Source organism: Sorangium sp. So ce381 (assembly GCF_051473845.1).
Taxonomy (GTDB): Bacteria; Myxococcota_A; Polyangia; order Polyangiales; family Polyangiaceae; genus Sorangium; species Sorangium atrum.
In genome coordinates this window covers 4,755,816-4,780,112 of the sequence record NZ_CP150336.1, presented here as the reverse complement: position 1 = coordinate 4,780,112, position 24,297 = coordinate 4,755,816, and the positions used below count along the sequence as shown (strand labels likewise).

General features: G+C 70.0%; 20 protein-coding genes. 11 read left to right on the top strand and 9 right to left on the bottom strand.

What is annotated here, in order from left to right:
- Positions 1–485: 485 nt before the first annotated feature.
- Both WMF29_RS17925 and WMF29_RS17920 read right to left on the bottom strand, forming a co-directional pair.
- The gene (locus tag WMF29_RS17925; protein WP_437329999.1) at positions 486–761 is read right to left on the bottom strand and encodes a hypothetical protein; all 276 of its coding nucleotides are present in this window, start codon (positions 759–761) and stop codon (positions 486–488) included.
- A gap of 164 nt (positions 762–925) precedes the next feature.
- The gene (locus WMF29_RS17920) at positions 926–1,234 is read right to left on the bottom strand and encodes a PadR family transcriptional regulator (protein ID WP_437329998.1); all 309 of its coding nucleotides are present in this window, start codon (positions 1,232–1,234) and stop codon (positions 926–928) included.
- Between the two features lie 883 nt (positions 1,235–2,117).
- Here WMF29_RS17920 and WMF29_RS17915 point away from each other — a divergent pair.
- A complete protein-coding gene (locus tag WMF29_RS17915; RefSeq protein WP_437329997.1) occupies positions 2,118–2,408 on the top strand; it encodes a hypothetical protein in 291 nt (96 codons plus the stop codon).
- A gap of 28 nt (positions 2,409–2,436) precedes the next feature.
- On the top strand, positions 2,437–3,459 hold the full coding sequence (locus WMF29_RS17910; protein ID WP_437329996.1) for a hypothetical protein: 1,023 nt from the start codon (positions 2,437–2,439) through the stop codon (positions 3,457–3,459).
- Positions 3,460–4,098: 639 nt separating this feature from the next.
- On the opposite strand, the gene WMF29_RS17905 is transcribed toward WMF29_RS17910, so the two are convergent.
- A complete protein-coding gene (locus WMF29_RS17905; RefSeq protein ID WP_437329995.1) occupies positions 4,099–4,230 on the bottom strand; it encodes a hypothetical protein in 132 nt (43 codons plus the stop codon).
- 137 nt (positions 4,231–4,367) lie between these two features.
- Here WMF29_RS17905 and WMF29_RS17900 point away from each other — a divergent pair, with 137 nt between their 5' ends.
- A complete protein-coding gene (locus WMF29_RS17900) occupies positions 4,368–4,493 on the top strand; it encodes a hypothetical protein (protein WP_437329994.1) in 126 nt (41 codons plus the stop codon).
- Here WMF29_RS17900 and WMF29_RS17895 read toward each other — a convergent pair.
- Positions 4,462–5,472 carry a phosphotransferase family protein gene (locus tag WMF29_RS17895; RefSeq protein ID WP_437329993.1) on the bottom strand — a complete coding sequence of 337 codons (1,011 nt, stop codon included), beginning with the start codon at positions 5,470–5,472 and terminating at the stop codon, positions 4,462–4,464. The two genes, WMF29_RS17900 and WMF29_RS17895, sit on opposite strands and share 32 nt — an antisense overlap.
- A 252-nt stretch (positions 5,473–5,724) precedes the next feature.
- Here WMF29_RS17895 and nhaA point away from each other — a divergent pair, with 252 nt between their 5' ends.
- Complete coding sequence (nhaA, locus tag WMF29_RS17890) at positions 5,725–7,134, top strand: Na+/H+ antiporter NhaA (RefSeq protein WP_437329992.1); 1,410 nt, start codon at positions 5,725–5,727, stop codon at positions 7,132–7,134.
- 31 nt (positions 7,135–7,165) lie between these two features.
- Here nhaA and WMF29_RS17885 read toward each other — a convergent pair whose 3' ends face one another.
- Together WMF29_RS17885 and WMF29_RS17880 are read right to left on the bottom strand one after the other, a co-directional pair.
- A complete protein-coding gene (locus WMF29_RS17885; RefSeq protein WP_437329991.1) occupies positions 7,166–8,905 on the bottom strand; it encodes a DUF389 domain-containing protein in 1,740 nt (579 codons plus the stop codon).
- 136 nt (positions 8,906–9,041) lie between these two features.
- Complete coding sequence (locus tag WMF29_RS17880; RefSeq protein WP_437329990.1) at positions 9,042–11,264, bottom strand: bifunctional alpha,alpha-trehalose-phosphate synthase (UDP-forming)/trehalose-phosphatase; 2,223 nt, start codon at positions 11,262–11,264, stop codon at positions 9,042–9,044.
- Between the two features lie 477 nt (positions 11,265–11,741).
- Here WMF29_RS17880 and WMF29_RS17875 point away from each other — a divergent pair, with 477 nt between their 5' ends.
- The gene (locus WMF29_RS17875) at positions 11,742–12,200 is read left to right on the top strand and encodes a hypothetical protein (protein WP_437329989.1); all 459 of its coding nucleotides are present in this window, start codon (positions 11,742–11,744) and stop codon (positions 12,198–12,200) included.
- An 18-nt stretch (positions 12,201–12,218) separates the two neighbouring features.
- On the opposite strand, the gene WMF29_RS17870 is transcribed toward WMF29_RS17875, so the two are convergent.
- Positions 12,219–12,518, bottom strand: coding sequence for a hypothetical protein (locus WMF29_RS17870; protein WP_437329988.1), 300 nt, complete (start codon positions 12,516–12,518; stop codon positions 12,219–12,221).
- Positions 12,519–12,583: 65 nt separating this feature from the next.
- Between WMF29_RS17870 and WMF29_RS17865 the strand changes: the two genes are divergently transcribed.
- The gene (locus tag WMF29_RS17865; RefSeq protein WP_437329987.1) at positions 12,584–12,865 is read left to right on the top strand and encodes a Na+/H+ antiporter NhaA; all 282 of its coding nucleotides are present in this window, start codon (positions 12,584–12,586) and stop codon (positions 12,863–12,865) included.
- Positions 12,866–12,955: 90 nt separating this feature from the next.
- Here the strand turns inward: WMF29_RS17865 and WMF29_RS17860 are convergent, their stop codons facing one another.
- Positions 12,956–13,636, bottom strand: coding sequence for a DJ-1/PfpI family protein (locus WMF29_RS17860; protein WP_437329986.1), 681 nt, complete (start codon positions 13,634–13,636; stop codon positions 12,956–12,958).
- Between the two features lie 696 nt (positions 13,637–14,332).
- Here WMF29_RS17860 and WMF29_RS17855 point away from each other — a divergent pair.
- Both WMF29_RS17855 and WMF29_RS17850 read left to right on the top strand, forming a co-directional pair.
- Complete coding sequence (locus tag WMF29_RS17855) at positions 14,333–15,589, top strand: patatin-like phospholipase family protein (RefSeq protein WP_437329985.1); 1,257 nt, start codon at positions 14,333–14,335, stop codon at positions 15,587–15,589.
- 26 nt (positions 15,590–15,615) lie between these two features.
- Positions 15,616–16,875 carry a patatin-like phospholipase family protein gene (locus WMF29_RS17850; RefSeq protein ID WP_437329984.1) on the top strand — a complete coding sequence of 420 codons (1,260 nt, stop codon included), beginning with the start codon at positions 15,616–15,618 and terminating at the stop codon, positions 16,873–16,875.
- A 52-nt stretch (positions 16,876–16,927) separates the two neighbouring features.
- On the opposite strand, the gene WMF29_RS17845 is transcribed toward WMF29_RS17850, so the two are convergent.
- On the bottom strand, positions 16,928–18,211 hold the full coding sequence (locus WMF29_RS17845; protein WP_437329983.1) for a hypothetical protein: 1,284 nt from the start codon (positions 18,209–18,211) through the stop codon (positions 16,928–16,930).
- A 233-nt stretch (positions 18,212–18,444) separates the two neighbouring features.
- Here WMF29_RS17845 and WMF29_RS17840 point away from each other — a divergent pair, with 233 nt between their 5' ends.
- The 3 genes from WMF29_RS17840 (at position 18,445) to WMF29_RS17830 (ending at position 24,297) form a co-directional block, all read left to right on the top strand.
- On the top strand, positions 18,445–20,022 hold the full coding sequence (locus tag WMF29_RS17840) for a CotH kinase family protein (RefSeq protein WP_437329982.1): 1,578 nt from the start codon (positions 18,445–18,447) through the stop codon (positions 20,020–20,022).
- A 223-nt stretch (positions 20,023–20,245) separates the two neighbouring features.
- On the top strand, positions 20,246–22,987 hold the full coding sequence (locus tag WMF29_RS17835; protein WP_437329981.1) for a TonB-dependent receptor domain-containing protein: 2,742 nt from the start codon (positions 20,246–20,248) through the stop codon (positions 22,985–22,987).
- A complete protein-coding gene (locus tag WMF29_RS17830; RefSeq protein WP_437329980.1) occupies positions 22,987–24,297 on the top strand; it encodes a hypothetical protein in 1,311 nt (436 codons plus the stop codon). The genes WMF29_RS17835 and WMF29_RS17830 overlap by 1 nt, the downstream gene beginning before the upstream one ends.

Genomic DNA, 24,297 nt, shown 5'->3' with positions numbered 1-24,297 from the left:
AGCGGTCAAGAGTCGACCACTTGGACCCCGTACTGCCCTTCAAATACGCGGCTCGCAGCGCACGTCACGGGCTTGAATCTGCAAAATTCCGCGAATGGCCCCTTGTCGTTAGTTCGTGGCGGAGCGGTCGCCGCCGACGAGGAGCGCGGCGTTCGGCACGGGATCGAACGCGTCAGCGGGCGAGGCGTCGAGTGATATCGGGGTGGCGCAGATCAGGAGCCTGAGGGGGAGGGGGCGGCCGGCGCGACGGCGCGCTGGAGGAGCTCGGCTGGACCGCAAGCCCACGAGCTCTGCGCGGGCGGGTGGCGGGCCTGGCGCGCTGAGCCTCGATCAGGTGCGCCTCGGTGCCGAGCGCGCTCCACGCGGCGGCGGTTCGACGGGCTCGCCAGCTCCCGACGAGCGCACGGCGACTTCGGCGCGGCCAGCGGCGGCGACTTGCGAGCAACGCTGCCGGGGTTCGCGGCGGCGCGCTCGACGGTGGCCCGTTACTCGGCTTTCCGTGAGGCTTCCGCCATCGAGGCCTTAAAGCTGGCGAACAGGTAGCGAATGGCGTTAATTGCCATCCAGAAGACAGTGCTAGCGAGCTTAACGTAGATGGGCCATAGCAACCTCGAATACCTGAAGTGCTTAGCCATCAGCTCAAGCGCATCACCAATTTCCTCGTCTACGAGGCGCTTCGGAACGAACAGCGTCACAAAACCGAACACCCAATTAACGTGCAACATAGCGCGCTGAGCTGCGATCGCATGCTCGTCCGGCAACGAAGAGGTCCATGGGTGTTGGTGCCACACGCTTGCCAAGGCGTCAAGTCGCGCAGTCCGACTGAGTTGCCTGTGAAACCTCTTTCGGTAGGCCATCCTCCGGCTGCGGTGCTTCATTCGGCTCGAAGTGGACAGTAGCAGGAGCGCAGTGAGAGCTAGGTGGCTCATCGCGTTACCTCCGCAAACAGAGCGAACACCGCTTCCCGTTGCATCGTGGCCGCGGTCGCCCCCAACGCGGTAAGCCGATAATACCGCCGTGGGCGTCCTCCTCGCTCTGGGAGAGGATCGCTCTGAAAACTCTCAACAAGCCCATCTCGCTCGAGCTCGCGAAGCGCTGGATAGACGCTACCTTGCCCGAGAAGGAGCTTACTATCGGTTTGTCGTTTTATTCGATCAATGAGGTCGAGCCCATAACCAGGACCTCGAACAAGAGCCTGGAGCAAAGCCGCCTTCGCGGTAACAGGCGTATCCATGAGCTTGTCTCTTCAGGGCTGCAGTATGAGGAGGTCGCAGCGACGGTCTCGATGTCATCGCGACCTCCTCTTGTCCGCCTTACTTACGACGTCCCTTCCAGGTACTCCGCATATCAGTAACTGCTAGACCGAGCACGAATCCTGACAGAAACACCGCCATAACGTCCATGATGCAACCTCTTTCCGCTGAGGACGGAGGGCTGCAGCTTCAGGGCGACTCGTGAAGCGCGCCAGCCTCCGTCACGCAGTCAAATAGCGCGCTAGGAAAGCCGTGCAATTTTTCTCGAATTTCGAGGTTGCAATATCAAATATTGACAAACGAGGGGCGCGGCGAAAGAATGGGGCTGCGACTCGTGAAGCGCGGCAGCGCTTTGCGACAGGGGCACCCACAGGTGCCCCTGTTTTTTGGCTAGAACGCCCGGCCTCTCCGCGATATCAGCGACGACTTCGCCAGGCGAGCTGCCCACGGGTAGCCCAAGCCTCGCGATGATGCGCGAGGACGTGACCGGACGGAGCCGCCGACCTTACCTCGCCGCTTGCCCACTGCCCTCGCTCCCGCCTACGCCGGCTCGTTGCTCGGCGCGAGGAAGCACTTGCCGGCCGCGGCGGGCGAGGCGTCGGGCCGGAGCGGGGTGGCGCGGAGCGGGCTCTTGATGGCGCGGAGGGCGCGGCGACGCGCTCGAGGAGCTCGGCCGGACCGCGAGCACAAGCGCCGTGCGCGGGCGCGCGGCGGGGGCGTGGAATGCCTGGTGCGCTCGGCCTCGACGAGGTGCGCCTCGCCGTCGAGCGCGCTCCGCGCGGCGGCCGCTCGACGGGCTCGCGACCCCCTGACGAGCGCGCGGCGAGCTCGGCGCGCCTTGAGGCGGCGGAGTAATCGGAACGGGTGCAGGTTTGCCGCGGAGCGTTCGCCGTGGACGAGGGGCGCGGCACGGGGTCGAGCGCGGCGGGCAAGGCGTCGAGCGGGAGCGGGTGCGTGCGCTTGAGGGCGCTGCCGCTCAGGGCCGCATGCGCGAAGCTCGGCCCGACGGCGAGCACAAGAGCCCTGCGTGGGCGCCGTGGCGTGCCTGGCGCGCTCGGCCTCGACCCGGTGCGCCTCGCCGTCGAGCGCGCTCCGCGCAGCGGCGGCTCGATCGTGTTGACGCCGAAGACCAGATCGGTCCACCGTTACCCGTGACGGCGGCTCAGGCTGGCGGAGGTCACACATGACGCGTTTTCGGGCCACAGACGTTTTTACGCCGAGCGAATTTCCCTCTCACACGTACGTCAAGCGTGCTGAGGAGCGGCTTGAGAAGCGGTTGCGTGAGGCACTCGAAACGCCAGGAGAAGTCGTTTCTGTCTCTGGTCCTTCCAAGTCAGGAAAAACCGTTTTAATCGAGCGCGTTGTCGGCCACGACAACCTGATTTCTATTACGGGCGCTGGGCTTTCAACGCCGGATGCACTCTGGGACCGCGTTCTGGACTGGATGGGAGCCCCGGCTACCACGTCCGAGTCTGTTGCTTGGCAGACATCAGGAGGGGTCAGCGGTGGTGGTGGAGGGGGTCTCTCTCTGCCAGGTGTGGCGGAAGGAAAGGTGACCGCGCAGGCAACCGCTGGGTTAGCTAGAACCTCGACGAGCACTAAAACCGCTAATCGAACGAACATGAGCCAAGTGATCGACGAGATCGCGAACAGCTCTTTCGTGTTACTTATTGACGACTTTCATTACATGAAGCGAGAGATTCAGACCGAGGTGGCGCAGCAGATCAAGGAAGCCGCAAGGCGAGGGGTCAAGATCTGCACCGCGTCTGTACCTCATCGCTCGGATGACGTCGTGAGGGCTAATCCTGAACTCAGGGGACGAGTTCGCATAATTGACCTAGAATACTGGACCCCGGCCGAGCTTGAGCAAATTGCAAAACTTGGATTCCCGAAGCTAAATTTGCAGATTCCAAGCCAGGCTGTGGCAAGATTCTCCGTAGAGTCATCTGGCTCTCCGCAGCTCATGCAGGCACTTTGCTTGCAGGCCTGCTTTGAGCTTAGGGTACGAGAGGCGCTGGACGAGCTCACCAGTCATGCTCTATCCGAGCATCAGATCGTTGCAATCTTTGAGGAGTCGTCAACGCGCGCCGACTATAGTTCGTTGCTGCGAAAATGCACACGGGACCAAAGACGCGAGGAGTCGAGAGGAAGGATTATGCTTTTTCAGATCGGACGCGCGGCGACGTGTACCGCTGCGTCCTCCTAGCCATTGCATCAAGTCCTCCGAAGCTTAGTTTTGATTATAATGAGATGTCTCGCCGCGTACAGAAAGTTTGCATCGGTGACTCGCCACAGCCTGCGAGCATCTATCAATCTCTTGAGCAGATCGCAAAAATTGCTGATGATATGTACCCAACTCAGCGAGTCATCGAGTGGGACGACAGCGATGATCTACTGGAGATTGTCGACCCTTATTTCCTGTATTACTTGCGTTGGTCGGGTAAACTCTCGAAGCTTGGGCAATCATAAAACTTGCTTTAATCCGCACAGGAACACGTAGTTGGACCCGTTTGTCTCGATCGGAGCGCCTACTATAATAGGCCCTTGCCCGTCGCGGTGTGTCGGGCGCTTCGCCGGGCGGGCGTAGCTTGGGATGGTGGGGAATGGGTGGCCTACTTGCCGTCTTCGTGCTGAGTCTGCGCTGCGATCTCGCGCAGGATGTCTGCCGAGGAATCGTGCATCGTAGAGCTCGCTCGGCTGGTACGGTGACCTCGCGCAGGTGAGGATCTACCCGCGCCTGCGGCGGAGCTTCTGCCGCTGGATGAAGTACCAGCGGACGATCTCGAACGCGGTGTCGTCGAACCATGGCGCACCGGGAGCCGCGCCAGCCAAGCGGCGCCTTGTCCTACCCGTCCGCCATCTGCGCCATGACGGAGATCTCCCGCAGGACCTCGCCCGGCGTGCGGCCTTCGTTGTGGGCGATGGCCTCGATGATCGGCTCGAGCGGCTGCGAGCACAGCCGCGGCCCCATGGCCATGCAGGCCCAAGTCCGTGGCTCCGCTGCAAATCAGGGCGCCGAGAGAGCTTGGGCTTGTCAGCGCCACATGGCTGGTCTCGAACACCTGGGGTGCTGCGGAGTACTCCTGGGTTGCCTACTTCAATGGAGATGGCAGAGTGGATATCGCCTCGGTGAACGGCAGCAGCATCTACATGAGGCTCTCCACCGGGAAGCGCGGCGTCCTCTTGCGCTTCGACGACCGCGAGCACATCAGCTCCAGCACGCGTCGGCTCGGCGAATGACGCGCAGCCAATCCGCCGCATACCGGGCCGTGGCGGTGAGCGCGGCTAGCGCGCCCGCGCGGCAGGCCATCGCGAGGTGGTGCCCGAGCGCGCCGGCGAGCGCGTTGGACGCGGCCGCGAACCAGTAGACGTCGCGCAGCGGCCGGGTCAGCGCGGGGGCGAGCCCGCGCGCCGAGAGGTAGCCTGCGAGCAACGTATCGTGGCGGCGCCGCGCCTCCGGCTCCCAGTACCCGAGGGCCTGGAGCCACGAGCTCACGTCCTCCAGCGGCGAGCCGAGCCGCGCGCGCGCCCAGTCGAGCAGCACCGGCTCCACGACGCCGTCGCGCCGGCGGACCATGACGTTGCCTGGGTGCACATCGCCGTGGATCACCGCGCGGCCGAGCGGCTGGAACGCGAGGAGCTGCCGGCGCATCGCGGGCAGCGCCGAGACGACCCGCCGCAGGGCGGGCAGCGTCCGGGCGAGCGCCGGGACGTCGCTGCGGGGAAGGCGCTCGGCCAGCGAGAGGGTATCCCGCGCCATGGCCAGGTTCTCGGCCTCGTAGTCCCACGCCGGCAGCGCGGCGCCCTGCGCCGTCTCCTCGTGGAGGCGCGCCAGCCGCTCGAGCACCCGGGCCGTGTGCCCGCTGTCGGCCCAGGGCCAGGCGTGCGCCGGCTCGATCCGCTCGAGGCAGAGCAGCCAGCGCCCGCGCCCGAGCCGTTCCGCGCCGAGCAGCTCGGGCGAGAAGCGCCGCCCGACGGACCTCGAGAGCCGCCGGTAGACGGCCGCCTCGCGCGCGGCCGTGCCGTGCACGAGCTTGGCCACGAGCGTGACCTGGCGAGCCCCCGCGCAGCCGCGCAGCCGCGCCGTGACGAGCGCGACCTCCGAGCAGAGCCCGCCGGGGAGCGGGCGTATCTCGACGGCCGAGTCGCAGACAGCATCGCCGTGGCGGGCGACCAGAAAGGCCGTCACCGCGGCGCGCTCCAGGGCATCTCGCGTCATCCGTCGCCTCCCGGCCCCACAATGCGCCGAGTCCAGCTCACGATCCACCCTGCGCCTCGGATCCGATCCATGCGCCCGGCCGCGCCGGAGCGACGCCCCCGGCCCGATGCGTCCGTTCGCGCTGGATCCTATCGCCTGAACGAGTATTCTCCCGTGCGGGTGTCGCGGCGGTGGAGCGCCGCGACAGGTCTTCATGGGACGGTCGGGCCGCCTTCCCCCCTCGCGCGACGTCGCTCGCGCCTCGGTGGTCCATTGCGTCGATCCCCCTCTCAGGAGCTTGCCCCCGGAACCTGGGCCCCTGCGCGCCGCATCGCCGAGCGCGTCCTCGGCCCGATCGAGCGCTTCCTGCACGTCGAGGCCGCCAGCGGGATCGTCCTGCTGATCGCGTCCGCCGTCGCCCTCGCTTGGGCGAACTCGCCGTGGGGCGACGCCTACGAGCACCTCTGGCACGTCCCGATCACGCTCAGCGCCGGCTCGCTGGCGTTCACGCAGCCCCTCCACTTCTGGATCAACGAAGGGCTGATGACGATCTTCTTCTTCGTCGTCGGCCTGGAGATCCGGCGGGAGATCCACGAGGGCGAGCTCTCGGACGTCAAGCGCGCGGCGCTGCCTGTCGCCGCGGCCGTGGGCGGCATGATCGCGCCCGCGCTCGTCTATCTGTCGCTCAACGCTTCGCCGGCCACGCGGCACGGCTGGGGCGTCCCCACGGCGACCGACATCGCCTTCGCGGTGGGCGTCCTGGCCTTGCTCGGCAAGCGCGTGCCCCCTGCCCTGCGCGTGCTCCTGCTCGCGCTCGCGATCATCGACGACATCGGCGCCATCATCGTCATCGCGCTGTTCTACTCGTCGGGCGTCGCGTGGGGCGGCCTGCTCGTCGCGGGCGGCGGGGTGCTCGCGGTGCTGCTGCTCCAGCGCTTCGGCGTCCGCTCGCCCGCCGCCTACGTGGCCCCAGGCGCCGTCGTCTGGTGGGGCATGCTCCGCGCCGGCGTCCATCCCACGATCGCCGGGGTCGTCATCGGGCTGCTGACGCCGGTGCGCTCCTGGTTCGGCAGCCACGGGTTCGTCGCCGCGGCGCGCGACGCGGTGGACAGGGTCGCCGCGCTCACCGAGCGCGACGGCCACCGCGCGGACGAGCTGCTCAAGCCCCTCGGGCGGATCCGGCAGGCCCAGCGCGAGGCGCTGCCGCCCGTGGTCTCGCTCCAGGCGGCGCTCCACCCGTGGGTCGCGTACGGCATCATGCCGCTGTTCGCCTTGGCCAACGCCGGCGTCCGCGTCGACGGCTCCTCGCTCGGACACGCGGCCTCGGGGACGATCCTGCTCGGGGTCACGCTCGGCCTGGTCGTCGGCAAGCCGCTCGGGGTCTTCCTCGCGAGCTTCGCGATGATCCGGCTCGGCGTCTGCGCCCTGCCGCGCGGCGTCGGCTGGCGCGGGATCGCGGTCGTGGGCTGCGTCGCGGGCATCGGCTTCACGATGGCGATCTTCATCGCGGGCCTCGCGTTCGGCGACGCCGCGATGCTCGCCGCGGCGAAGCTCGGCATCCTGCTCGCCTCGACCGTGGCGGCCGTGGTGGGCCTCCTCGTCGGCAGGCTCGCGCTGTCCGGGGCGCCGGCGCCCGGCGCGGCGCAGACGCTCGAGGAAGCCGAGACGTCGACGGAGCAGTAGCCGCCGCCCGCGATCGCCCGCGCCGCCGGCCTCAGCGAGCGCCGGCGTCGGCGGCGGCGCTGGCGTCCACCGGGGCGCCGGCGTCGGCGGGCGCGGTCTCCAGCGGCGCGCACGGCGTGGCTGAGACGACCGCCCCCCACCGCGCGCCCTCGCGGACGCGGACCCGATCCGATCCGAGGGCCGAAAGGGACCGGAGCGCCGCGAGGACCGCCGCGATCTCCCCGCCCGGCTTCTCCCCGGGGGTCGTGGGCACCTCGACGCACCCGTGGAGCGCGTCCACGTCGTCCACCCAGGCGAGCGCGGGCCGGGCCTCCTGGAGCCAGGACCACCCGTCTGCCGGCTCGGCGACGATCGGATCGCGCGGGATGGCGCGGTCCTGCACTACGACCTCTGCGCCGAGCTCCCGAGAGAGAGCGCGCCCGAGCAGGTCCGCCGCCGGGGCGCCGAGCGCGGGGCCGACGTGCACGACCTCCACGACGGCCGGCTCGTTCTCGGGGAACCGGAGCCGCCACGCGACGAGCGGCCCGGCCGCGTGCGGCCACGCGCCCGCGAGCGACCTGGTGAGCTCCTGTCGCAGGAGCACGAGATCGGGCTCCTTGGGCACCACGTCGATGGGCGTCGAGCTCGCCCTGATCGACGCCGCTACCTCTTCCAGCGTGCTCGCGTCGAGGACCGCGATCACGTCGACCTTCGGGGTGATACCCGCGACGGCGGCGATCTTGTCGCGCAGGTCGTGCTCGATCCGCTCCGCCTCGTCGGCTCGCCCGAGGGTCACAAGGCGCACGGCGACGCTGCCGTGGTCGACCGAGACGCTCGACCGCACCGTGCTCTCGGGCAGCGCGTCCAGCATGCGCAGGATCGACGTGCGGACGCGCACCTGCCACGACACCCGCGCGAGCGCCTCGCGGAGCGGCAAGTACACGGCCCCGAGGAGCACGAGCGGCATCAGCACGCGGAAGATCCACCCGTGTCGCAGCTCGAAGAAGACCTGCAGCGCGCGCGCCACGCGGCGGATCGCCCCCGGCTTCTGCTTTGCGAGCTCCGCGTGCTCGAGCTCCGCGGTGCTGACGGCGCTGTAACCGAGGACCAGGAAGCAGAGGATGGCGAACAGGAGGATGGCGCAGAGGTTCGCCGTGAAGAGGAGCGCGGCGCCGCTCGCGATGCTCTTCACCCGCGTGCCGATCCCGTAGCCGACCACGCAGAGCGGGGGCACGAGCGCGATGCCGATGGCCGTGCCCGCGGCCGTCGAGGTCGTGTCCGAGCCGGGCCGCGCGGTGCTGTAGGCAGCCGCGATCGCGCAGAAGATCGCGATGAGCAGATCGAGCGCCGTCGGCGAGGTGCGCGCGGCGATCTCCGAGGTCACCTCGTAGAACGGCAGCGTCAGCGTGAGGACCGCGGCGCTCGTCACGACCATGACGACGCTGAAGGCGACGCGCGTGAAGGAGCGCAGCGCCAGGAACGGCGAGCCGATCGCGAGGCCCATCCCGAGCTCGACGATGGGCCCCATGAGCGGCGAGATCAGCATCGCGCCGATGACGACCGCCCCGCTGCCGAGGACGAGCCCGAGCGAGGCGATGCCCATGGCGAGGAAGAGCTGGAGCCAGTAGCCCGCGGCCCCCCGGGCGCTCCGCTCCAGCATGCTCCGGACGAGGGCCTCGCGGGCCTCGGGCTCGATGCCGAGCGCGGCCGCGATGCGGTCCTGCAAGGCCGCCCCTGCGGGCCGCCCGGACGGCCTTTCTTCGGGCGGTTCACGGCCGGCATCTTGATCCATGGCGCGCCTTATAACGCGCCTCTCCGCCGCGCTCGCCCCGGGAAACGCGGGCCGCTCGTGGACGGCGTCGCGCCGCGAGCGGCGGCGGCTTCGGGCCGGGAAGAAAGGCATGATCGGGCGTGGCCCCCGGCGCGGATCAGGCGTGGATCCCGGAGTCGAGCCCCGCGCGGCCGGCGTGGCCAGCGTGGATCGAGCGCAGGAGACGCCGCACCGCGCCGGCGTCGGGCAGCCGGTAGGCGGCGCGGCTGCTCTCGTTGCCGACGTGGATGGTGTACGCGGACGGCGGCAGCGCCGCGAAGATGTCTTCGTCCGTGCGGTCGTCGCCGATCGCGATCACCGCCGCCTTCGCCGGGACGTCGTCCAGGATGAGCGGCACCACCCTGCCCTTGTGGACGACGCGCGGCCGGATCTCGACCACCTTCGCGCCGGCGAGGAGCTCCAGGGTATCCATGGGGAGGCGCTCCTCGAGGCGCGCGCGCATCTCGCGCACGTGCTGGCTCGCCAGCTCGGGCTCGGCCGTGCGGTAGTGCCACGCCAGGGTCACCGTCTTCTCCTCAATGAAGCTGCCCGGGGTGCGCCGGGTGAAGCCGTCGAGGATCGCCCGCGCCTCGCCCTTCCAGGCGGCGGCGTCCGGCTCGAGCGCGCCCCAGTCGCCGCTCGCCTTGGGCCGCGACCAGAAGCCGTGCTCGGCGTGCAGGTGGAGCGGCAGCGCGCCGAGCCAGCGCTCGAGGTCGGCGCGCCGGCGGCCGCTCACGACGTGCACGCGGTCGCGCTCGGACAGCGCCCCGAGCAGCGCGAGCAGGTCCTCGTCCGGCGCGGCGAGATCAGGCACCGGCGCGAACGGGACCAGCGTGCCGTCGTAGTCGAGGATCCACACGCGCTGGGGCGCGAGGCGCATGCGCTCGACGACGCCCTCGGGCATCCCTCGGCGCGACGGCGCGGCGGCCCCCGCGGGCTCCGGCGCCGCGGCGCGGTCGAGCTCGTCGAGGAACGCCTGCGCCCAGGCGTGGACGTCGTGCGTCGCCACGCGGCGGCGCAGCGCCGCCATCCGGCGCCGCTGCTCGGCGGGCGGCATGGCGATCGCCTGCTTCACGGCAGCGGCGACCGAGCCGATGTCGTAGGGGTTGACGGAGATCGCCTCCGCGAGCTCGGAGGAAGCGCCCGCGAACTCGCTCAGGATCAGGGCGCCGTCGTCGTCGCCCCGCGCGGCGACGTACTCCTTCGCGACGAGGTTCATGCCGTCGCGCAGCGGGGTCACGAGCATCACGTCGGCGGCGAGGTAGAGCGCGACCACCTGCTCGAACGGCAGCGAGCGGTGCATGTAGTGGATCGGCGTCGCGAACGTCGTACCGTACTGCCCGTTGATGCGGCCGACCATCTCGTGCACGACCCGCCGGAAGTCGGCGTATGCACCGGCCATCTCGCGCGTGGGCACGGCGAGCTGGAGGAAGCGGACCTGATCGCGCAGCTCCGGCTCGCGCTCGAGGAACCGCTCGATCGCGAGCAGGCGGCGCGGGATCCCCTTCGTGTAATCGAGCCGGTCGATCCCGAGCACGATCTTGCGGTCGCGCGCCTCGGCGCGGATGCGCGCCGCCTCCTCCCGCACGCCGGGGTGGCCCGCGAGCCGCTCGATCTCGGCGGCGTCGATGCTGATGGGGTGGACCCCCAGCGCGACCGTGCGCCCGTCGTGCTCGATCATCGCCTCGCCCGGGTCGACGCCGAGCACGTGCGCCGCCGACGCCGCGAAGTTCCTGCGGTAGGCGGCCGTGTGGAAGCCGATCAGGTCCGCGCCGAGCAGGCCCCGGACGATCTGCTCCCGCCACGGGAGGATGCGGAAGACCTCGGCGGACGGGAACGGGACGTGGAGGAAGAAGCCGATCCGGGCCCCGGGGAGGCGCCGCCGGAGGAGCGCCGGGAGGAGCAGGAGCTGGTAGTCGTGCACCCAGATCGCGTCGCCCGGCGTGTACTGCGCGGCGACGACGTCGGCGAAGCGCTCGTTGACGCGCTGGTAGGCCTCCCAGTCGAGCTCGGCGTCGAGGTTCACCTTGTCGAGCAGGTAATGGAGCAGGGGCCAGAGGACGCCGTTCGAGAAGCCGTCGTAGAAGCGGTGCTGCTCCGTGGCGCCGAGGTGCACGGGCACGGCGCGCATCCCGGCGAGCGCCACGTCGGCGTCCCTTCGCTGCTCCGGGGAGAGGCTCGCGACGCTGCCCGGCCAGCCTATCCAGATCGCGCAGTGCCGCTCGTGGGGGCCGCGCATGGCGGCGGCGAGGCCGCCCGAGGAGCGCGTGAGGCAGAGCGCGCCGCGGTCGACGCGCACGCTGATCGGGAGACGGTTGGAGACGATGAGCAGTCGGGCCATGGAACTCCCCTCCTCGACGGCGACGAGGCGCCGGGCGCGAGGCGCGGCACCTCCCTCGTCCGCCGGGCCCGAGGCGCGCCGGCGCAGGGACGAGCCGCGCGCCGCGTGGCGCGGTGCCGCGAGCCGTCGGAAACAAACAGGGCGCGACGCCCACCGCGGGATCGCCGCGGGCGAGCGGCCGAACGAATACTTTGAACTCAAAACATACCGCGCGGCGTCGCGCAAGCTGATCCGGCACGCCGGAGGGCGTCGCGCGTCGATTGATCCCCGACGTCGCGGCGCGTCGAGCGCCGATGGAGGGCAACGCGGGTTGTTGGACCGACAACGCGGGCAGGTCGAGCGCGAGCTGGAGGCCCCCCGCCCGCGCGCGCGGGGCGCTACGCGCGCACCTCTCGCTGAGAGCTCGAGCTCAGCAGCGCTGATGCCCCTGCCGAAATTATTTTGATCTCAAACAATGAGCAGGCTAGAAATTCTGTCATGAGCCTGTCCTTCTCCGGGCCGAAGGGGTGGATTGAGCAGCGCTGGATCGTGTATGCGCTGATGCGCGACAGCATCCAGCACCACCTCGAGGACGGGCGGCCGAGCGCGGAGTTCGCGACGATCCATGGCGCTGCCGGGGCGCTCGGCGGGCAACGCGTGGTGCTCCCTGCGCGAAGGCTCCACGACGAGCTCAGGCGCGCGCGGGCCGAGCTCGCGGGCCGCCCGATCGACGACCTGGCGATCAGCGGCCGGACCCGCTCGGTCCTCAGCCTGCGCTGGCCGCCGCCGGAGGAGATCGAGACGATGCTCGTCACGGACTGGGGGGACTCGGTGCCGCTGCTCGGCGCGCCATGCGGCGACAGCCTCGACGACGTCTTCGGCCACCTGCTCGATGGCCTCTTGCGCATCACGGAGGGGGCATCCGAGTCGGATCACGTCGAGATCATGGACCTGTAAGCGCAGCCTTGCCGGAGATCACTCCTTCGACAGATAAGCGATGATGAAGCACATCTCCTGATTCGTCCCTTCCCCCCAGGGCACGTCCTGCGGCGGGAGGGAGAACTGCCCCTCGCTGTCCACCGTGTTGTCCCATGTGCACTCGGTGACGAAGCGATCTCCAGACCCCCAGCGCATCGGCTCGTCGAACATGTAGAGCGCCTGGTGGTGGAACTCGAACTCGCCGCGCGCGGCGCACTCGCTCGCCCCGCCGTCCCGCTCGATCCAGGCCCGGTACGAGCGGCCGAGCACGTGCATGTGCGGCATGACGCCGTACACGAGCAGCGGCGGGCCCTCGTTCGGCGCGGCGCTCCGCTCGGTGTGCGACCCTTGCGAGCTTCGCGATGATCCGGCTCGGCGTCTGCGCCCTGCCGCGCGGCGTCGGCTGGCGCGGGATCGCGGTCGTGGGCTGCGTCGCGGGCATCGGCTTCACGATGGCGATCTTCATCGCGGGCCTCGCGTTCGGCGACGCCGCGATGCTCGCCGCGGCGAAGCTCGGCATCCTGCTCGCCTCGACCGTGGCGGCCGTGGTGGGCCTCCTCGTCGGCAGGCTCGCGCTGTCCGGGGCGCCCGCGCCCGGCGCGGCGCAGACGCTCGAGGAAGCCGAGACGTCGACGGAACAGTGACCAGCCCCTACGGCGCCCTCCGGACGAGCCGACGGGCCCTGTCCGGCGGGCGGCGGTTCAGCGGCCCCTCGGGAGCGGGCGCGCCGCGCTTCACCAGCGCGCCGCGGCCTGCTCCGCCGCCTGTCTGGCCTGCGCGACCGCCGGCGCGGCGATGCCGCGAAACCGCTCGACCACCGCCGCGGGCGCGGACTCGGGCGTCCCCGCCTGGAACGGCGGGTCGGGGGCGTACTCGATGGCGAGCTGCGCCAGCTGCGCGGCCTCCTCGCCCTGCAGCTTGGCGTCGATCCGGAGGCCGAAATCGATGCCTGACGTCACCCCGCCTCCCGTGATGCGGTTGCGGTCCTCGACATACCGCGCGTCGACGGGCTCGGCCCCCAGAAGGGGCAGCACCTCGCGAAAGGCCCAGTGCGTGGTCGCACGGTAGCCGCGGAGCAGCCCTGCCGCGCCGAGCACGAGCGACCCCGTGCAAACGCTCGTCACGTAGCTCGCCTGCTCCGCGCGCGCCGCGAGGAAATCGAGGACCTCACCGTCCTTCATCACGGCGATCGTGCCCTCGACGCCGCCTGGAACGAAGAGGAGCTCGAGCTCCTCGGGGCACGTGTCGAAGGTCGCCTTGGGAAGGAGGGTGATCCCCGTATCGGTCGTCACGGGGTCGAGCGTCTTCCACACGAGGTGGATCTGCGCATCCCTGAACGTACTGAACACGGCCTGAGGACCGATGAGGTCAAGCGCGGTGAAGCCCGGGTAAATCAGCATGGCGAACTGCTTCATCGGGGAGGTCTCTCCTCCAGGTGTCGTGGGCGATCGCCCGGGACCGGCGTCGTCTTGCGCGCACCCGCCGAGCGTTTGCAGGGCGGCGAGCGCGGCGCCCGCAGCGGCGAAATCCAAGATTTGTCGGCGTCTCATGCGGCCTGTGTACGCGCTGCCATGCGGCGCGACCATGCGACACGTTGTCCTGCGGCGCGGTGTCGCATGGGCGTGAACCCGCGGGGGGAGCAGGCGCGCTCAGTAGCCCCCGCGCGTGCTGGGCGTCGACCCGGGCGTCGCGCGGAGCGGCGCTGCGTGCCGAACGCACCTCGAGTCCGGCGAGGCTTCGGGTTGCGCCTGGCATGATAGCCATCCATCGACGGACCGCGTCGTCTCGTGGAGACCCACGTTCAGCTTCGCTTGACGCTCCGCGCGTCCCCTATCCATACTTGTAGCGACAAGCAGCCATACGGGACCGTCCTGGCTCTCCGGCATGACCGGGTGTCCCGGGCCTACGGAGTTCGAACAGGGCGCTTCGCTCACGCGACCGCGACGATCACGACGGATTGACCGTCGGCGGCAGAGGATCGGTGGGATGCGCCGACCGAGCAGCGCAGGCGCACGGCGTCCTTGCCTTTCGTGATCGCGCGGGCGCGCCGCCGCCGAGCCCGAGCAGCGCGCCGTGCTGCGCGCATTCCACAGCACAACGGAGGCATGGCGATGGAGGAGCGTCAGAGACAGCACGGCGGCACCGCGGAGCCGCCCGCCGGGCAAAGGATCGCCCCCGCACCGGAGCCCATCTCACAGAGGGCTGGACCGGAGGCTCGCGCGCGCGGAGGCGGGCCGGCGGAGCGAAGGAGCGAGCGGGCGCTCCTGTCGCCGTCCGAGGCGTGCGCGCCGCCGCCGTGCCCAGCGCCCGAAGAGACGCGGATCCCGCGACGGCTGAACCTGGTCTTCGAGGCGGCTGGCGCCCTGGGCATCGCGGAGGTCGGGGCCGTCGCCGCGCTCTCGGAGGCGCTCGTCAATGAGGAGAAATACAAGCACACGTACATTTCCTATCTTGCAGGGACGTCCGCTGGCGCCATCGTCGCCGCCCTCCTGGGCGCCGGTTATACGCACACAGAGATCGCAGATCTGTTCAGCATCGACACCGCAAAGCTCACGAGAACTTCCGGGCTCGCTCGCTTGCCGATCGTGGGCATGTACGCCGGCATGGCCTGGGGGCTCCTTACCCGGCTCGGATTCTTCCGGAGCGACTATTTCCTGCAGCTGCTCCGGGACGCGCTGCGAGCCAGAGGCGTCAGGACCTTCGGCGACCTGATCATGCCCGGATGTGAGAGGGAGAGAGATCCAGCGCGCAGGTACAGGGTCCACGTCGTTGCCTCCGACATCACACGCGGGCGCATGCTGGTGTTGCCCGATGACGTCAACGCCGAGCTGTACGGGGTCGAGCCGGACGACATGGACGTCGCTCAGGCCGTGCTGATGAGCTCGAGCATGCCCCTCTGGTCCCCCCCGGTCCGGGTCACGGGCGCGAACGGGGTCGAGAGCTACATCGTGGACGGCGCGCTGACCAGCGGCTTTCCCATCCACCTGTTCGACCTCGCAGCGCCGGAGACGGAGGACACGTTGACCCTCGGAGTACGGGTGAGCTCCGAGCGGTATCACGCGGTGAAATTCCCCTCGTTCTACCACCTGGCCAGAGCCGCGATATCCACGGCGTTCATGGCTCGCGACGTGAGCGAGATCGCGAAGCGAGTGGACAAGCTGAAATGGGCGAGGACAATCCAGATCAACACAGGCACTGCCGCCCCCTTCGAAAACCTGTCACCGCTGAGGAGGGAGAGCCTGTACAACGCCGGTTACCTCACCATGAAGCGAGCCGTTGACGGGAACGTCCTGGAGCGACGCGTCCCGGTCCGGGCTGCCGCAGCAGGGAGCGCGGGGCAGAGCGCATCGGGACCGAAGCAGACATGATCACCACGTGGCCCGGGGAGAGACCCATGGACGAGCAGCACATGGAGAAGGAAGAGCCGCGCGCGGTCGTATGCGCGGAAGGGCCCGAGCGGAGCGAGCGGGATCTCTTGTCCCGTCAGGAGCCGTGCGAGCCCGACGAGCCGGCGGGGGACACCGCGGAAGAGCAGTATCCTCCCAAGCGGTTGAACCTGGTCCTCGAAGGCGGCGGCCTCCGAGGGGTCGCGCTCGTCGGCGCGGTCGCTGCGCTCGCAGAGGCGCTCACCCAGAAGTACAAGGACACGTACATCTCGTACCTGGCAGGGACCTCGGCAGGCGCGCTCGTCGCCACCTTCCTGGGAGCCGGCTATACGCCCGCGGAGATCGCCAGCATCCTCCGTGGCCCTGAGTTCGCGAAGGTCGCGGACCCCGCCGGGCCGATCTGCATCCCGGTCGTGGGCAGGCCCATCGCGATGGCCTGGGGGGCCATCACGCAGCTGGGGATGCTCAAGGGCGACGCCCTCCTCTCGCTCTTCCGGGAGAAGCTCGACCAGAAGGGCATCAGGACCTTCCGCGACCTCATCATGCCCGGGTGCGAGAACGAACGAAACCCGGCCCGCAAGTACCGGGTACACCTCATCGCCTCCGACATCACGAGGGGCCGCATGCTCGTCCTCCCCGACGACATCAGCGCCAAGCTCTACGGGGTCGAGCCCGACGATCTGGAGGTGGCCCTCGCCATGCGGATGAGCATGAGCTTCCCCTTCGTGTTCAGGCCGGTCCAGCTCACGGGGCGCGACAAGGTGACGAGCTACATCGTGGATGGCGGGCTCTTGAGCAACTTCCCCGTACACCTGTTCGACACCGGCGCGCCGGCGCCGGACGAGACGCTCACGCTCGGCATTCGCGTCCTCCAGGCTCGGTATCACTCGATTCGCACTCCTTTCATCGCCGCCCGTGCGCTCTGGGCCCTCGGCTCCACGGTGCAGGAGGCGCGCGATGTCGGCGATACAGCAAAGCTGGTCGACAAGCTGAAGTGGGCGAGGGTGATCGAAGTCAACTCGGAAGCGGCGCCGATCTTCAAGATCAGCACGAATCCGCTCGCGCTGACGCCTGTCGAGAGAGAGCTCCTCTACAATGGGGGTTACTACGTCATGAAGCGAGCCCTCGGCGCCGACTTCCTGGAGCGCGGGCGCGCGGTGCACGCTGCCGCAGCCAGGGCCGCACGCGGAGCGCGAGGAACGCCGGGGGCGGCGGTGGTCCGTCCGCGGCACGGCGCGGGAGGGACCGAGGAGCCAGGAGGCCGATGAGCCTGCGGAACACCGCCCGTCCCCCCGCCGCACGACGGACCGCCGCCTGGGCTCACTCCTTCGATAGATAGGCGATCATGAAGCACATCTCCTGATTCGTCCCTTCCCCCCAGGGCACGTCCTGCGGCGGGAGGGAGAACTGCCCCTCGCTGTCCACCGTGTTGTCCCATGTGCACTCGGTGACGAAGCGATCTCCAGACCCCCAGCGCATCGGCTCGTCGAACATGTAGAGCGCCTGGTGGTGGAACTCGAACTCGCCGCGCGCGGCGCACTCGCTCGCCCCGCCGTCGCGCTCGATCCAGGCCCGGTAGGAGCGGCCGAGCACGTGCATGTGCGGCATGACGCCGTACACGAGCAGCGGCGGGCCCTCGTTCGGCGCGGCGCTCCGCTCGGTGTGCGACTCGGCGCCCGCGGGGATCGTGAAGGGGACCGGGCCGAACACATCCATGTAGACCTCGGCGCGAGGCGCCTCGCGCGAGAGCTCCAGGCGGTAGCCGGACCGATCGCGCGCGTCCGAGTTCCTGCGCCCGAAATAGTGCATCTGCATCACGAGCTGCTCGCCGGGCTCGACGCGGACCCCGGCGCCCTCCGGCAGCCGCGTCACCCCGACGCCGGGCGCCCAGCTGTGGAGCAGCTGCCAGTCGAGCTCGATGACCGGATCGCGGCACGGGAATGCGCGCGTCCCCGGCGGGACGCCGTAGCCGATGCCCGCGTCGCCGCCGAGATCCCGGTACACGGCCATGTGGTGCACCACGGCCGGATTGCCGACCTCCGCCTCGAACGCCGTGATCCAGGCCGGCTCGGAGAAGGGGTTGTCGATGATCGTGCAGAAGTACTCGTTGCCGTCGTCGTCGAGGGAGACGTCGTGGTCCTCGGGCATCTCGAGCGTGGCGTCGGGCGCATCGATGGTGTCCGCCCGGCCCCGCGGCGGCGGCGCATCGACCGGATCGCCGAGCGGAGCGCCGCCGCGCGCCCACGCCTCGAAGAGGAGGCGCTCCTCCTGGCTGAGGCTCATCCTCTCCGCGCCTTCGTAGCTGCGGCAGCTCGGGTCCAGCACCGGCGGCGGCATGTCCCCCGCGCTCACCCGCAGCGACATGAGCGCGGCCAGCCGCTGCGCCGTCGCCGCGTCCGTCAGCGCCACCCCGCCGACGCCCGCGCCGTCGTGGCAGGAGGCGCACGAGCGCTCCACGAGCGGCTGGATGTCCCGGAACCACGTCACCTCCGGCCCCGGCGACGCGGGCGCCTCCCCGTCGCCCCCACACCCCATCGCCCCCACCGCCCCGAGCACGAACACCACAACGCTCCGCGCCCTGCGCACAGCTTCGCCCCTCGTCATCCCACGCCTCCTGTCGTCGGCCGGCTCAGGAGCCGCATCTCCGCGAGAGCTCCTGTCAATCGACCGTTTGAAACACCTGTTTAATAGCCAGTCGGCGATGTGTCAAGGACCGAGCTCGACGACCGCGGCATCGACGTCGAGGACGGGGCGGCGCGTGTCGGCGCGCGTGCTGATACCGGCGCACATCCAGGACGGGGGGGCCGCGCCGCGCGCGCTCGGCTAGGATTGCCGCCATGCGCACCCCCCGCCCTCTCCTGCCGCTGGCGACGGCCCTGGTCCTCGGATCCTTGCAAGGTGCCGGCTGCTCCGGCGAGTCGCCCGCTGATGCGGGCGCGACCGCCGGCGGGTCGTCGGGCCCCGAGGGGCCGCGCTGCGAGCCTTCGGGCGGCGGGCCGCACTGGCTCCTCGAGGGCGAGACCGTGACGTTCCCCGTGACGTGCGCGACCGGCCTCGCGCTCCCCGACGGCGCGATCGAGGTCGGCCCGCTCCCCGACGGCGCCACCTACGACGCGGTCGCGCGCGAGGTGACGTTCTCACCCGGGCTCGACCAGGCCGCCGTCTACGAGATCGAGATCCGCGTCGCGCAGACGTCCGAGGTAGGGCGCGTCAAGATCGGCGTCGCCGACGACTGGGCCGATCCGGCGAACGTGCCTGTCGTCGATCCGGCCCGCTATCCCGAGGAGTACGGCCTGCCCGTGCTCTTCCTCTCACCGACCCCCGAGACGAAGGAGTACGCGCCGGCCACGGTCGTCTACCGCGGCCACACGTACGCCGCCGAGGCGGAGCTCCGCGGCGAGAGCTCGCTCGCGTATCCGAAGAACAGCTTCACCCTCAAGTTCCCCAAGGAAGACAAGTTCAACGAGCCCGACGAGGCCGGCGGGTTCACCGATCGCCGCAAGGTCGTGCTCGTCAGCACGTTCGACGACAACTCCTATGTCCGGCAGCGCCTTGCGTACGACCTCTGGAACCGCATCGATCCGGAGCACATCCAGATCAAGACGTACAGCGCGGTGGTGTACCTCGAGGGGCAGTACGTGGGGCTCTACACCGTCGCCGATCACGTCGACGGCTACCTGATGGAGGACCACGGGTATCCGCAGGACGGCAACCTCTACAAGGCGGTCAGCCACGACGCGAACTTCGCGCTGACCGCGCGCGACGAGCCGAAGGAGACGCTGCACGACGGCTTCGAGAAGAAAGAGGGGACGCCGCCGGAGGGCGAGCCGGACGCGTTCGCGGACCTGGAGGACCTCGTGAGCTTCGTCGCCACGTCCGAGAAGGACACGTTCGCCGCCGAGATCGGGTCGCGGATCGATCTGCGCGATTACGAGGACTGGTGGATCTTCGCCACGTTCATCATGGCCGACGACTCGGCCGGAAAGAACAGCTACCACTACCACGATCCGGCCGGAGGCGGCGTCTTCCGCTACGCGCCGTGGGACTTCAACGCGAGCTTCGGCCAGACGTGGGAGACGGAGCGCCAGCCGGCCTCGGATCGCGTCGAGTACTTCAACGTGAACCTCCTCTTCCAGCGCCTCCTGGAGGAGCCCTCGATCGGCGATCCGCTGCGCGCCCGGTACGGAGAGGTCCTGCGCGGCGCGCTCGACGACGCCGAGATCCAGGCGATCGTGGACGGCTACGTGGCGCGCATCGACGCGAGCGCGCGCCGGGACGAGTCGAGGTGGGGCGAGGCGTACCGGAGCTACGAGGGCTGGAGCTGGCGCGACGACTTCACGACGTACGAGGAGGAGATCGCGTACCTGAAGGCGTGGCTCTCGGAGCGGTGGCAGCACCAGGACGCGCTCTACTGAGCGCCGGCGGCGCGCCTCGGCCCGGGCTGCGAACGACGGGTGGCTGAGCCGCGAACCACGTTACCCGGAGCGCGCCCGGCGACCACGGAGGGCGCTCGCCCCGGCGCCTCGTGAGCCGATGCACACACACCGCGGGAGCACACTCCCGTCCCGGATGCATATTTCTCTCTTCGTCCGCGTCATGCGAGAGTGCGCGCGCATGCCTTCCACAGCGCCCTCTGCGATGCGCCTCGCTGTTTCGGAAGCGCTGCTGCTCGCGGTCGCGATGACCGCCAGCGCAGCGCGCGCGCAGCCCGCCGACGCGCCGCCGCCCGAGCCTCCGCCTGAGGGAGACGTGGGCGGGGCGTCCGTTCCTCGCGGCGGGGCCGGCGCGGTCGTCGTCCCCCAGCCGGGCACGGCCCAGCCGGCGCCGCCCACCGCCATCACCCCGCCGAAGCTGATCACGTACGCCCCGCCGGCGTATCCGGTCGAAGCCCAGCAGGCCGGCGTCGAGGGGAGCGTCATCCTCAAGCTCGACATCGACAAGACCGGGCGCGTCACCAAGGCCGAGGTCGCGACGCCGGGCGGGCACGGCTTCGACGAGGCCGCGCTCGCCGCCGCGCCCGGCCTCGTGTTCGAGCCGGCGCGGCGCCCGGACGGCACGCCGGCGCCGGCGCGCATCCTCTACCGGTACGCGTTCACGCTCACCCCCAAGCCCGCCGACACGAAGGCGCCGGCCCCGCCCGCCGACGTCGAGACGGTCGTCGGGACCGTCCTGTCGGCGAGCACCGGCGAGGGGCTCCCGGACATCTCGGTCAGCCTCCTCCGGCCCGACGGCGGCCGCGAGGAGGTGAAGACCGACCAGCGCGGCAAGTTCCGCTTCAAGAACCTCCCTCCCGGCAAGTACCGCGTCGAGGTCGCCGCCGCGGGGTTCGAGCCGTTCACGGCCGAGGAGGACATCGCGGAGGGCGAGGCGATCGAGGTGCGCTACCGCATCTCGCTCGCGGCGCCCAAGGACGGCGCGGCGCCGGGCATCGAGGTGACCGTGCAGGGCGAGCGCCCGCCGCGCGAGGTGACCCGGAGGACGCTCGAGCGCCGCGAGATCGACCGCATCCCCGGGACCGGCGGCGACGCGCTGCGCTCGCTGCAGAGCCTGCCCGGCGTCGCGCGCAGCGGGTTCGGGCTGCTCATCGTGCGCGGGTCCGCGCCGCAGGACACGCTCACGTTCATCGATCGCACCCCGGTGCCGATCATCTACCACTTCGGCGGCCTCTCCTCGGTCGTGCCGACCGAGATGCTCGAGAAGATCGACTTCTACCCGGGCAATTTCAGCGCCGTGTACGGCCGCGCCATGGGCGGCATCGTCGACGTCGGGCTCCGCTCGCCGAAGCAGGACGGCAAGTACCACGGCGTCGTCCAGCTCGATCTGATCGACGGGCGCGTGCTCCTCGAGGGGCCCGTCCCGTACCTCAAGGACTGGAAGTTCATCGCGGCGGGCCGGCGGAGCTGGGTCGACGCGTGGCTCGGGCCCGTGCTCAAGGAGGCGGGCTCCAGCGTGACGCAGGCGCCCGTCTACTACGACTACCAGTTCGTCCTCGAGGGCCGCCCCTCCCCCAGCGAGCGCGTGCGCGCGAGCTTCTACGGATCGGACGACGCCTTCAAGATCACCCTGGACAAGCCGCCGGAGGACGAGCCGGCGCTGACGGGCGACTTCGGGCTGCACACCGCCTTCCAGCGCCTCCAGCTCAGCTACGAGAACCGCCTGGGGAACCGTGACAGGATCCTCTGGTCGCTGGCCCTCGGCAGGGACGTCTTCGACTTCGGGGTCGCTCCCCTCGCCTTCAACATCACCACGGCCTCGCTCGACCTGCGGCTGGAGTACTCGCACCGGTTCGCCAGGTTCCTCACGATGAACGTCGGGACCGACCTCTCGAGCGGCGTCGCGACGGTCAACCTCCACGCGCCGACGAGGCTGCCTGCAGGCCACCCGTCGAACCAGCCGTTCTCGACGCTCCCCGCGCAGGACCAGTCGTTCGACGGCCCGTACTCCCGGCCGGCCGCCTACGCCGAGTTCGAGGTGGTCCCCTCGCCGCGCGCGCGGATCGTCCCCGGGGTGCGCGTCGACTACGCGCTCGACACGCACACGCTCGACGTGAGCCCGCGGATCAACGCGCGCTACGACATCCGGAGCGGCTTCCCGCGGACGACGGCGAAGGGCGGCGTGGGCCTCTACTACCAGGCGCCCCAGTTCCAGGAGAGCGTCGAGCCGTTCGGAACGCCGGATATCAAGTCGAACCGATCCATCCACTACGGCCTCGGGGTGGAGCAGGAGATCACGCCGCAGATCGACGTGACGTTGGATGGGTTCTACAAGCAGCTCGATCGGCAGGTCGTCTTCTCGGCGGAGAAGGACGGATATGCCAACGACGGCACCGGGTACGCGGTGGGCGGCGAGGTGCTCTTGAAGTACAAGCCGGACGACCGCTTCTTCGGCTGGGCGGCCTACACCCTCTCGCGGTCGGTGCGCACGGACGGCCCCGGCGAGGAGGAGCACCCCACGCCGTGGGACCAGACGCACGTGCTGACCGTGCTCGGGAACCTGCAGCTCGGCCGGGGCTGGGAGGTCGGCGCGCGCTTCCGCCTCGTGTCGGGCAACCTCCAGACACCCTATGTCTGCGATCCGGAGCAGAAGGGGTGTGATCCGAACCGGGTGAACGCGATCTACCATGCTTCCTCGGGCAAGTACTCGCCCTTCCCGCTCGGGGGCGACTACAGCGAGAGGATGCCGCTGTTCCATCAGCTCGACGTCCGCGTCGACAAGACGTGGCGATTCAAGAGGTGGCAGCTCGGGCTCTACCTGGACGTGCAAAACGTCTACAACTACCAGGCTGCGGAGGGCATCAGCTACAACTTCAACTACACGAAGCGGGAGTACGTGACGGGGCTCCCCTTCCTGCCCACGCTCGGGCTGCGAGGAGACTTCTGATGAAACGGACCCGACTGCCCGCTCGCCGCGCGCTGCTCGCCGCGCTCTCGACCCTGGCCCTCGGCATCCCCTGCTGCGCAGGGAGCGACCTGGCTCCGTCGTCCGAGGTGGAGGCGCTCCGCGTCCTGACCGTGACGGCGGACAAGCCGTACGCGGCGCCGGGCGAGCGCGTGACCTTTCGGATGACGTACGCCGACGCGCTGGGCGACCCCGACGGCAATCCGCGCAAGGTAGAGGTCGCGTGGATCGGGGGCTGCGTGAACCCGCCTGTCGGGGTGGATGAGCATCTCGGGTGCCTCCCGCAGTGGCTGGGCACCTACATCGCGGGGATGAGCCCGCAGCCGGGAGGAGCAGGCGGCGGCACCAACGACGGCGGCGGCGGTGGCGGCAGCGGCGGCATCGGTGACGGCGGCGACGGTGGTGGTGGCGGCACCAACGACGGCGGCAGCGGCGGTATCGGTGGTGGCGGCGGCAACGGCGGCCAGGAGGAGCCGACCTCTCTCTTCGAGCGGCAGGAGATCGAGCCAGGGCTGAGCGGCAAGCCCAACGCGGTCTCGTTCACGTGGGCGCTGCCGGACGACATCCTCAAGCGCAAGGACGCAGGGCGCACCGCGACCGGCACGAGGTACTCGTCGGCCTACGTGCTGTTCGCCTTGTGCGCCGGTAAGACGCGGCCTTCCCCGGCGCTGTCCGCGGCGCTGGCGGCGGTGCTGTCAGGCGCCGAGCCGGACGCGGCGCTGCTGGACGACCTGGCGGTTCCACTGGAGTGCGTCGACGAGGACGGGAAGGTGCTCGGTCCGGACAGCTTCGTCGTGGGCTACACGCAGGTGTATGTCTTCCAGGACCAGCGATCCAACACGAACCCGCCCCTCGACGGCTTCACGCTGAAGCTGGACGACAAGGAGGTCGCGCTCGGCGAGAGCGGCCTGCCCCTCGTGGAGCCGTGCGTCCGGCCGGAAGCGAAGGCCCAGGGATGCAGCCCGGCAGAGCCGGACGCCGACGACTGCACGAGCTACGATATCGACGTGATCGTGCCGCCGGGCGCCGCCGACGAGGACGTGGAGGCCACGGGGCTCGGCGGACCGCCGGCGCGCGAGGCGATCTGGGTCGACTACTACACGGACGGGGGCGAGTTCGACGGGGCGCGGCGCCTCGTGAGCGACGCGGTGACGGGACCCGGCGAGCGCCACGGGACCACCTGGACGCCGCCCTCGAAGCCGGGGCGCGTGTCGCTGTGGGCGGTCGTCCACGACAGCCGGGGCGGCTCGAGCGTGAAGCAGATGGAAGTCGAGGTGAAGGAGAAGAAGTAG

What these genes read in the sequence shown, in the direction of transcription:
- WMF29_RS17830 (WP_437329980.1), top strand. Translation starts at nt 22,987, where the DNA reads ATGAAACGGACCCGACTGCCCGCTCGCCGCGCGCTGCTCGCCGCGCTC.
- WMF29_RS17885 (WP_437329991.1), bottom strand. Translation starts at nt 8,905, where the DNA reads ATGGATCAAGATGCCGGCCGTGAACCGCCCGAAGAAAGGCCGTCCGGG.
- WMF29_RS17920 (WP_437329998.1), bottom strand. Translation starts at nt 1,234, where the DNA reads ATGGATACGCCTGTTACCGCGAAGGCGGCTTTGCTCCAGGCTCTTGTT.
- WMF29_RS17905 (WP_437329995.1), bottom strand. Translation starts at nt 4,230, where the DNA reads ATGGCCATGGGGCCGCGGCTGTGCTCGCAGCCGCTCGAGCCGATCATC.
- WMF29_RS17910 (WP_437329996.1), top strand. Translation starts at nt 2,437, where the DNA reads ATGACGCGTTTTCGGGCCACAGACGTTTTTACGCCGAGCGAATTTCCC.
- WMF29_RS17860 (WP_437329986.1), bottom strand. Translation starts at nt 13,636, where the DNA reads ATGAAGCAGTTCGCCATGCTGATTTACCCGGGCTTCACCGCGCTTGAC.
- WMF29_RS17850 (WP_437329984.1), top strand. Translation starts at nt 15,616, where the DNA reads ATGGACGAGCAGCACATGGAGAAGGAAGAGCCGCGCGCGGTCGTATGC.
- WMF29_RS17880 (WP_437329990.1), bottom strand. Translation starts at nt 11,264, where the DNA reads ATGGCCCGACTGCTCATCGTCTCCAACCGTCTCCCGATCAGCGTGCGC.
- WMF29_RS17895 (WP_437329993.1), bottom strand. Translation starts at nt 5,472, where the DNA reads ATGACGCGAGATGCCCTGGAGCGCGCCGCGGTGACGGCCTTTCTGGTC.
- WMF29_RS17840 (WP_437329982.1), top strand. Translation starts at nt 18,445, where the DNA reads ATGCGCACCCCCCGCCCTCTCCTGCCGCTGGCGACGGCCCTGGTCCTC.
- WMF29_RS17855 (WP_437329985.1), top strand. Translation starts at nt 14,333, where the DNA reads ATGGAGGAGCGTCAGAGACAGCACGGCGGCACCGCGGAGCCGCCCGCC.
- WMF29_RS17835 (WP_437329981.1), top strand. Translation starts at nt 20,246, where the DNA reads ATGCGCCTCGCTGTTTCGGAAGCGCTGCTGCTCGCGGTCGCGATGACC.
- WMF29_RS17845 (WP_437329983.1), bottom strand. Translation starts at nt 18,211, where the DNA reads ATGACGAGGGGCGAAGCTGTGCGCAGGGCGCGGAGCGTTGTGGTGTTC.
- WMF29_RS17865 (WP_437329987.1), top strand. Translation starts at nt 12,584, where the DNA reads ATGATCCGGCTCGGCGTCTGCGCCCTGCCGCGCGGCGTCGGCTGGCGC.
- WMF29_RS17875 (WP_437329989.1), top strand. Translation starts at nt 11,742, where the DNA reads ATGAGCCTGTCCTTCTCCGGGCCGAAGGGGTGGATTGAGCAGCGCTGG.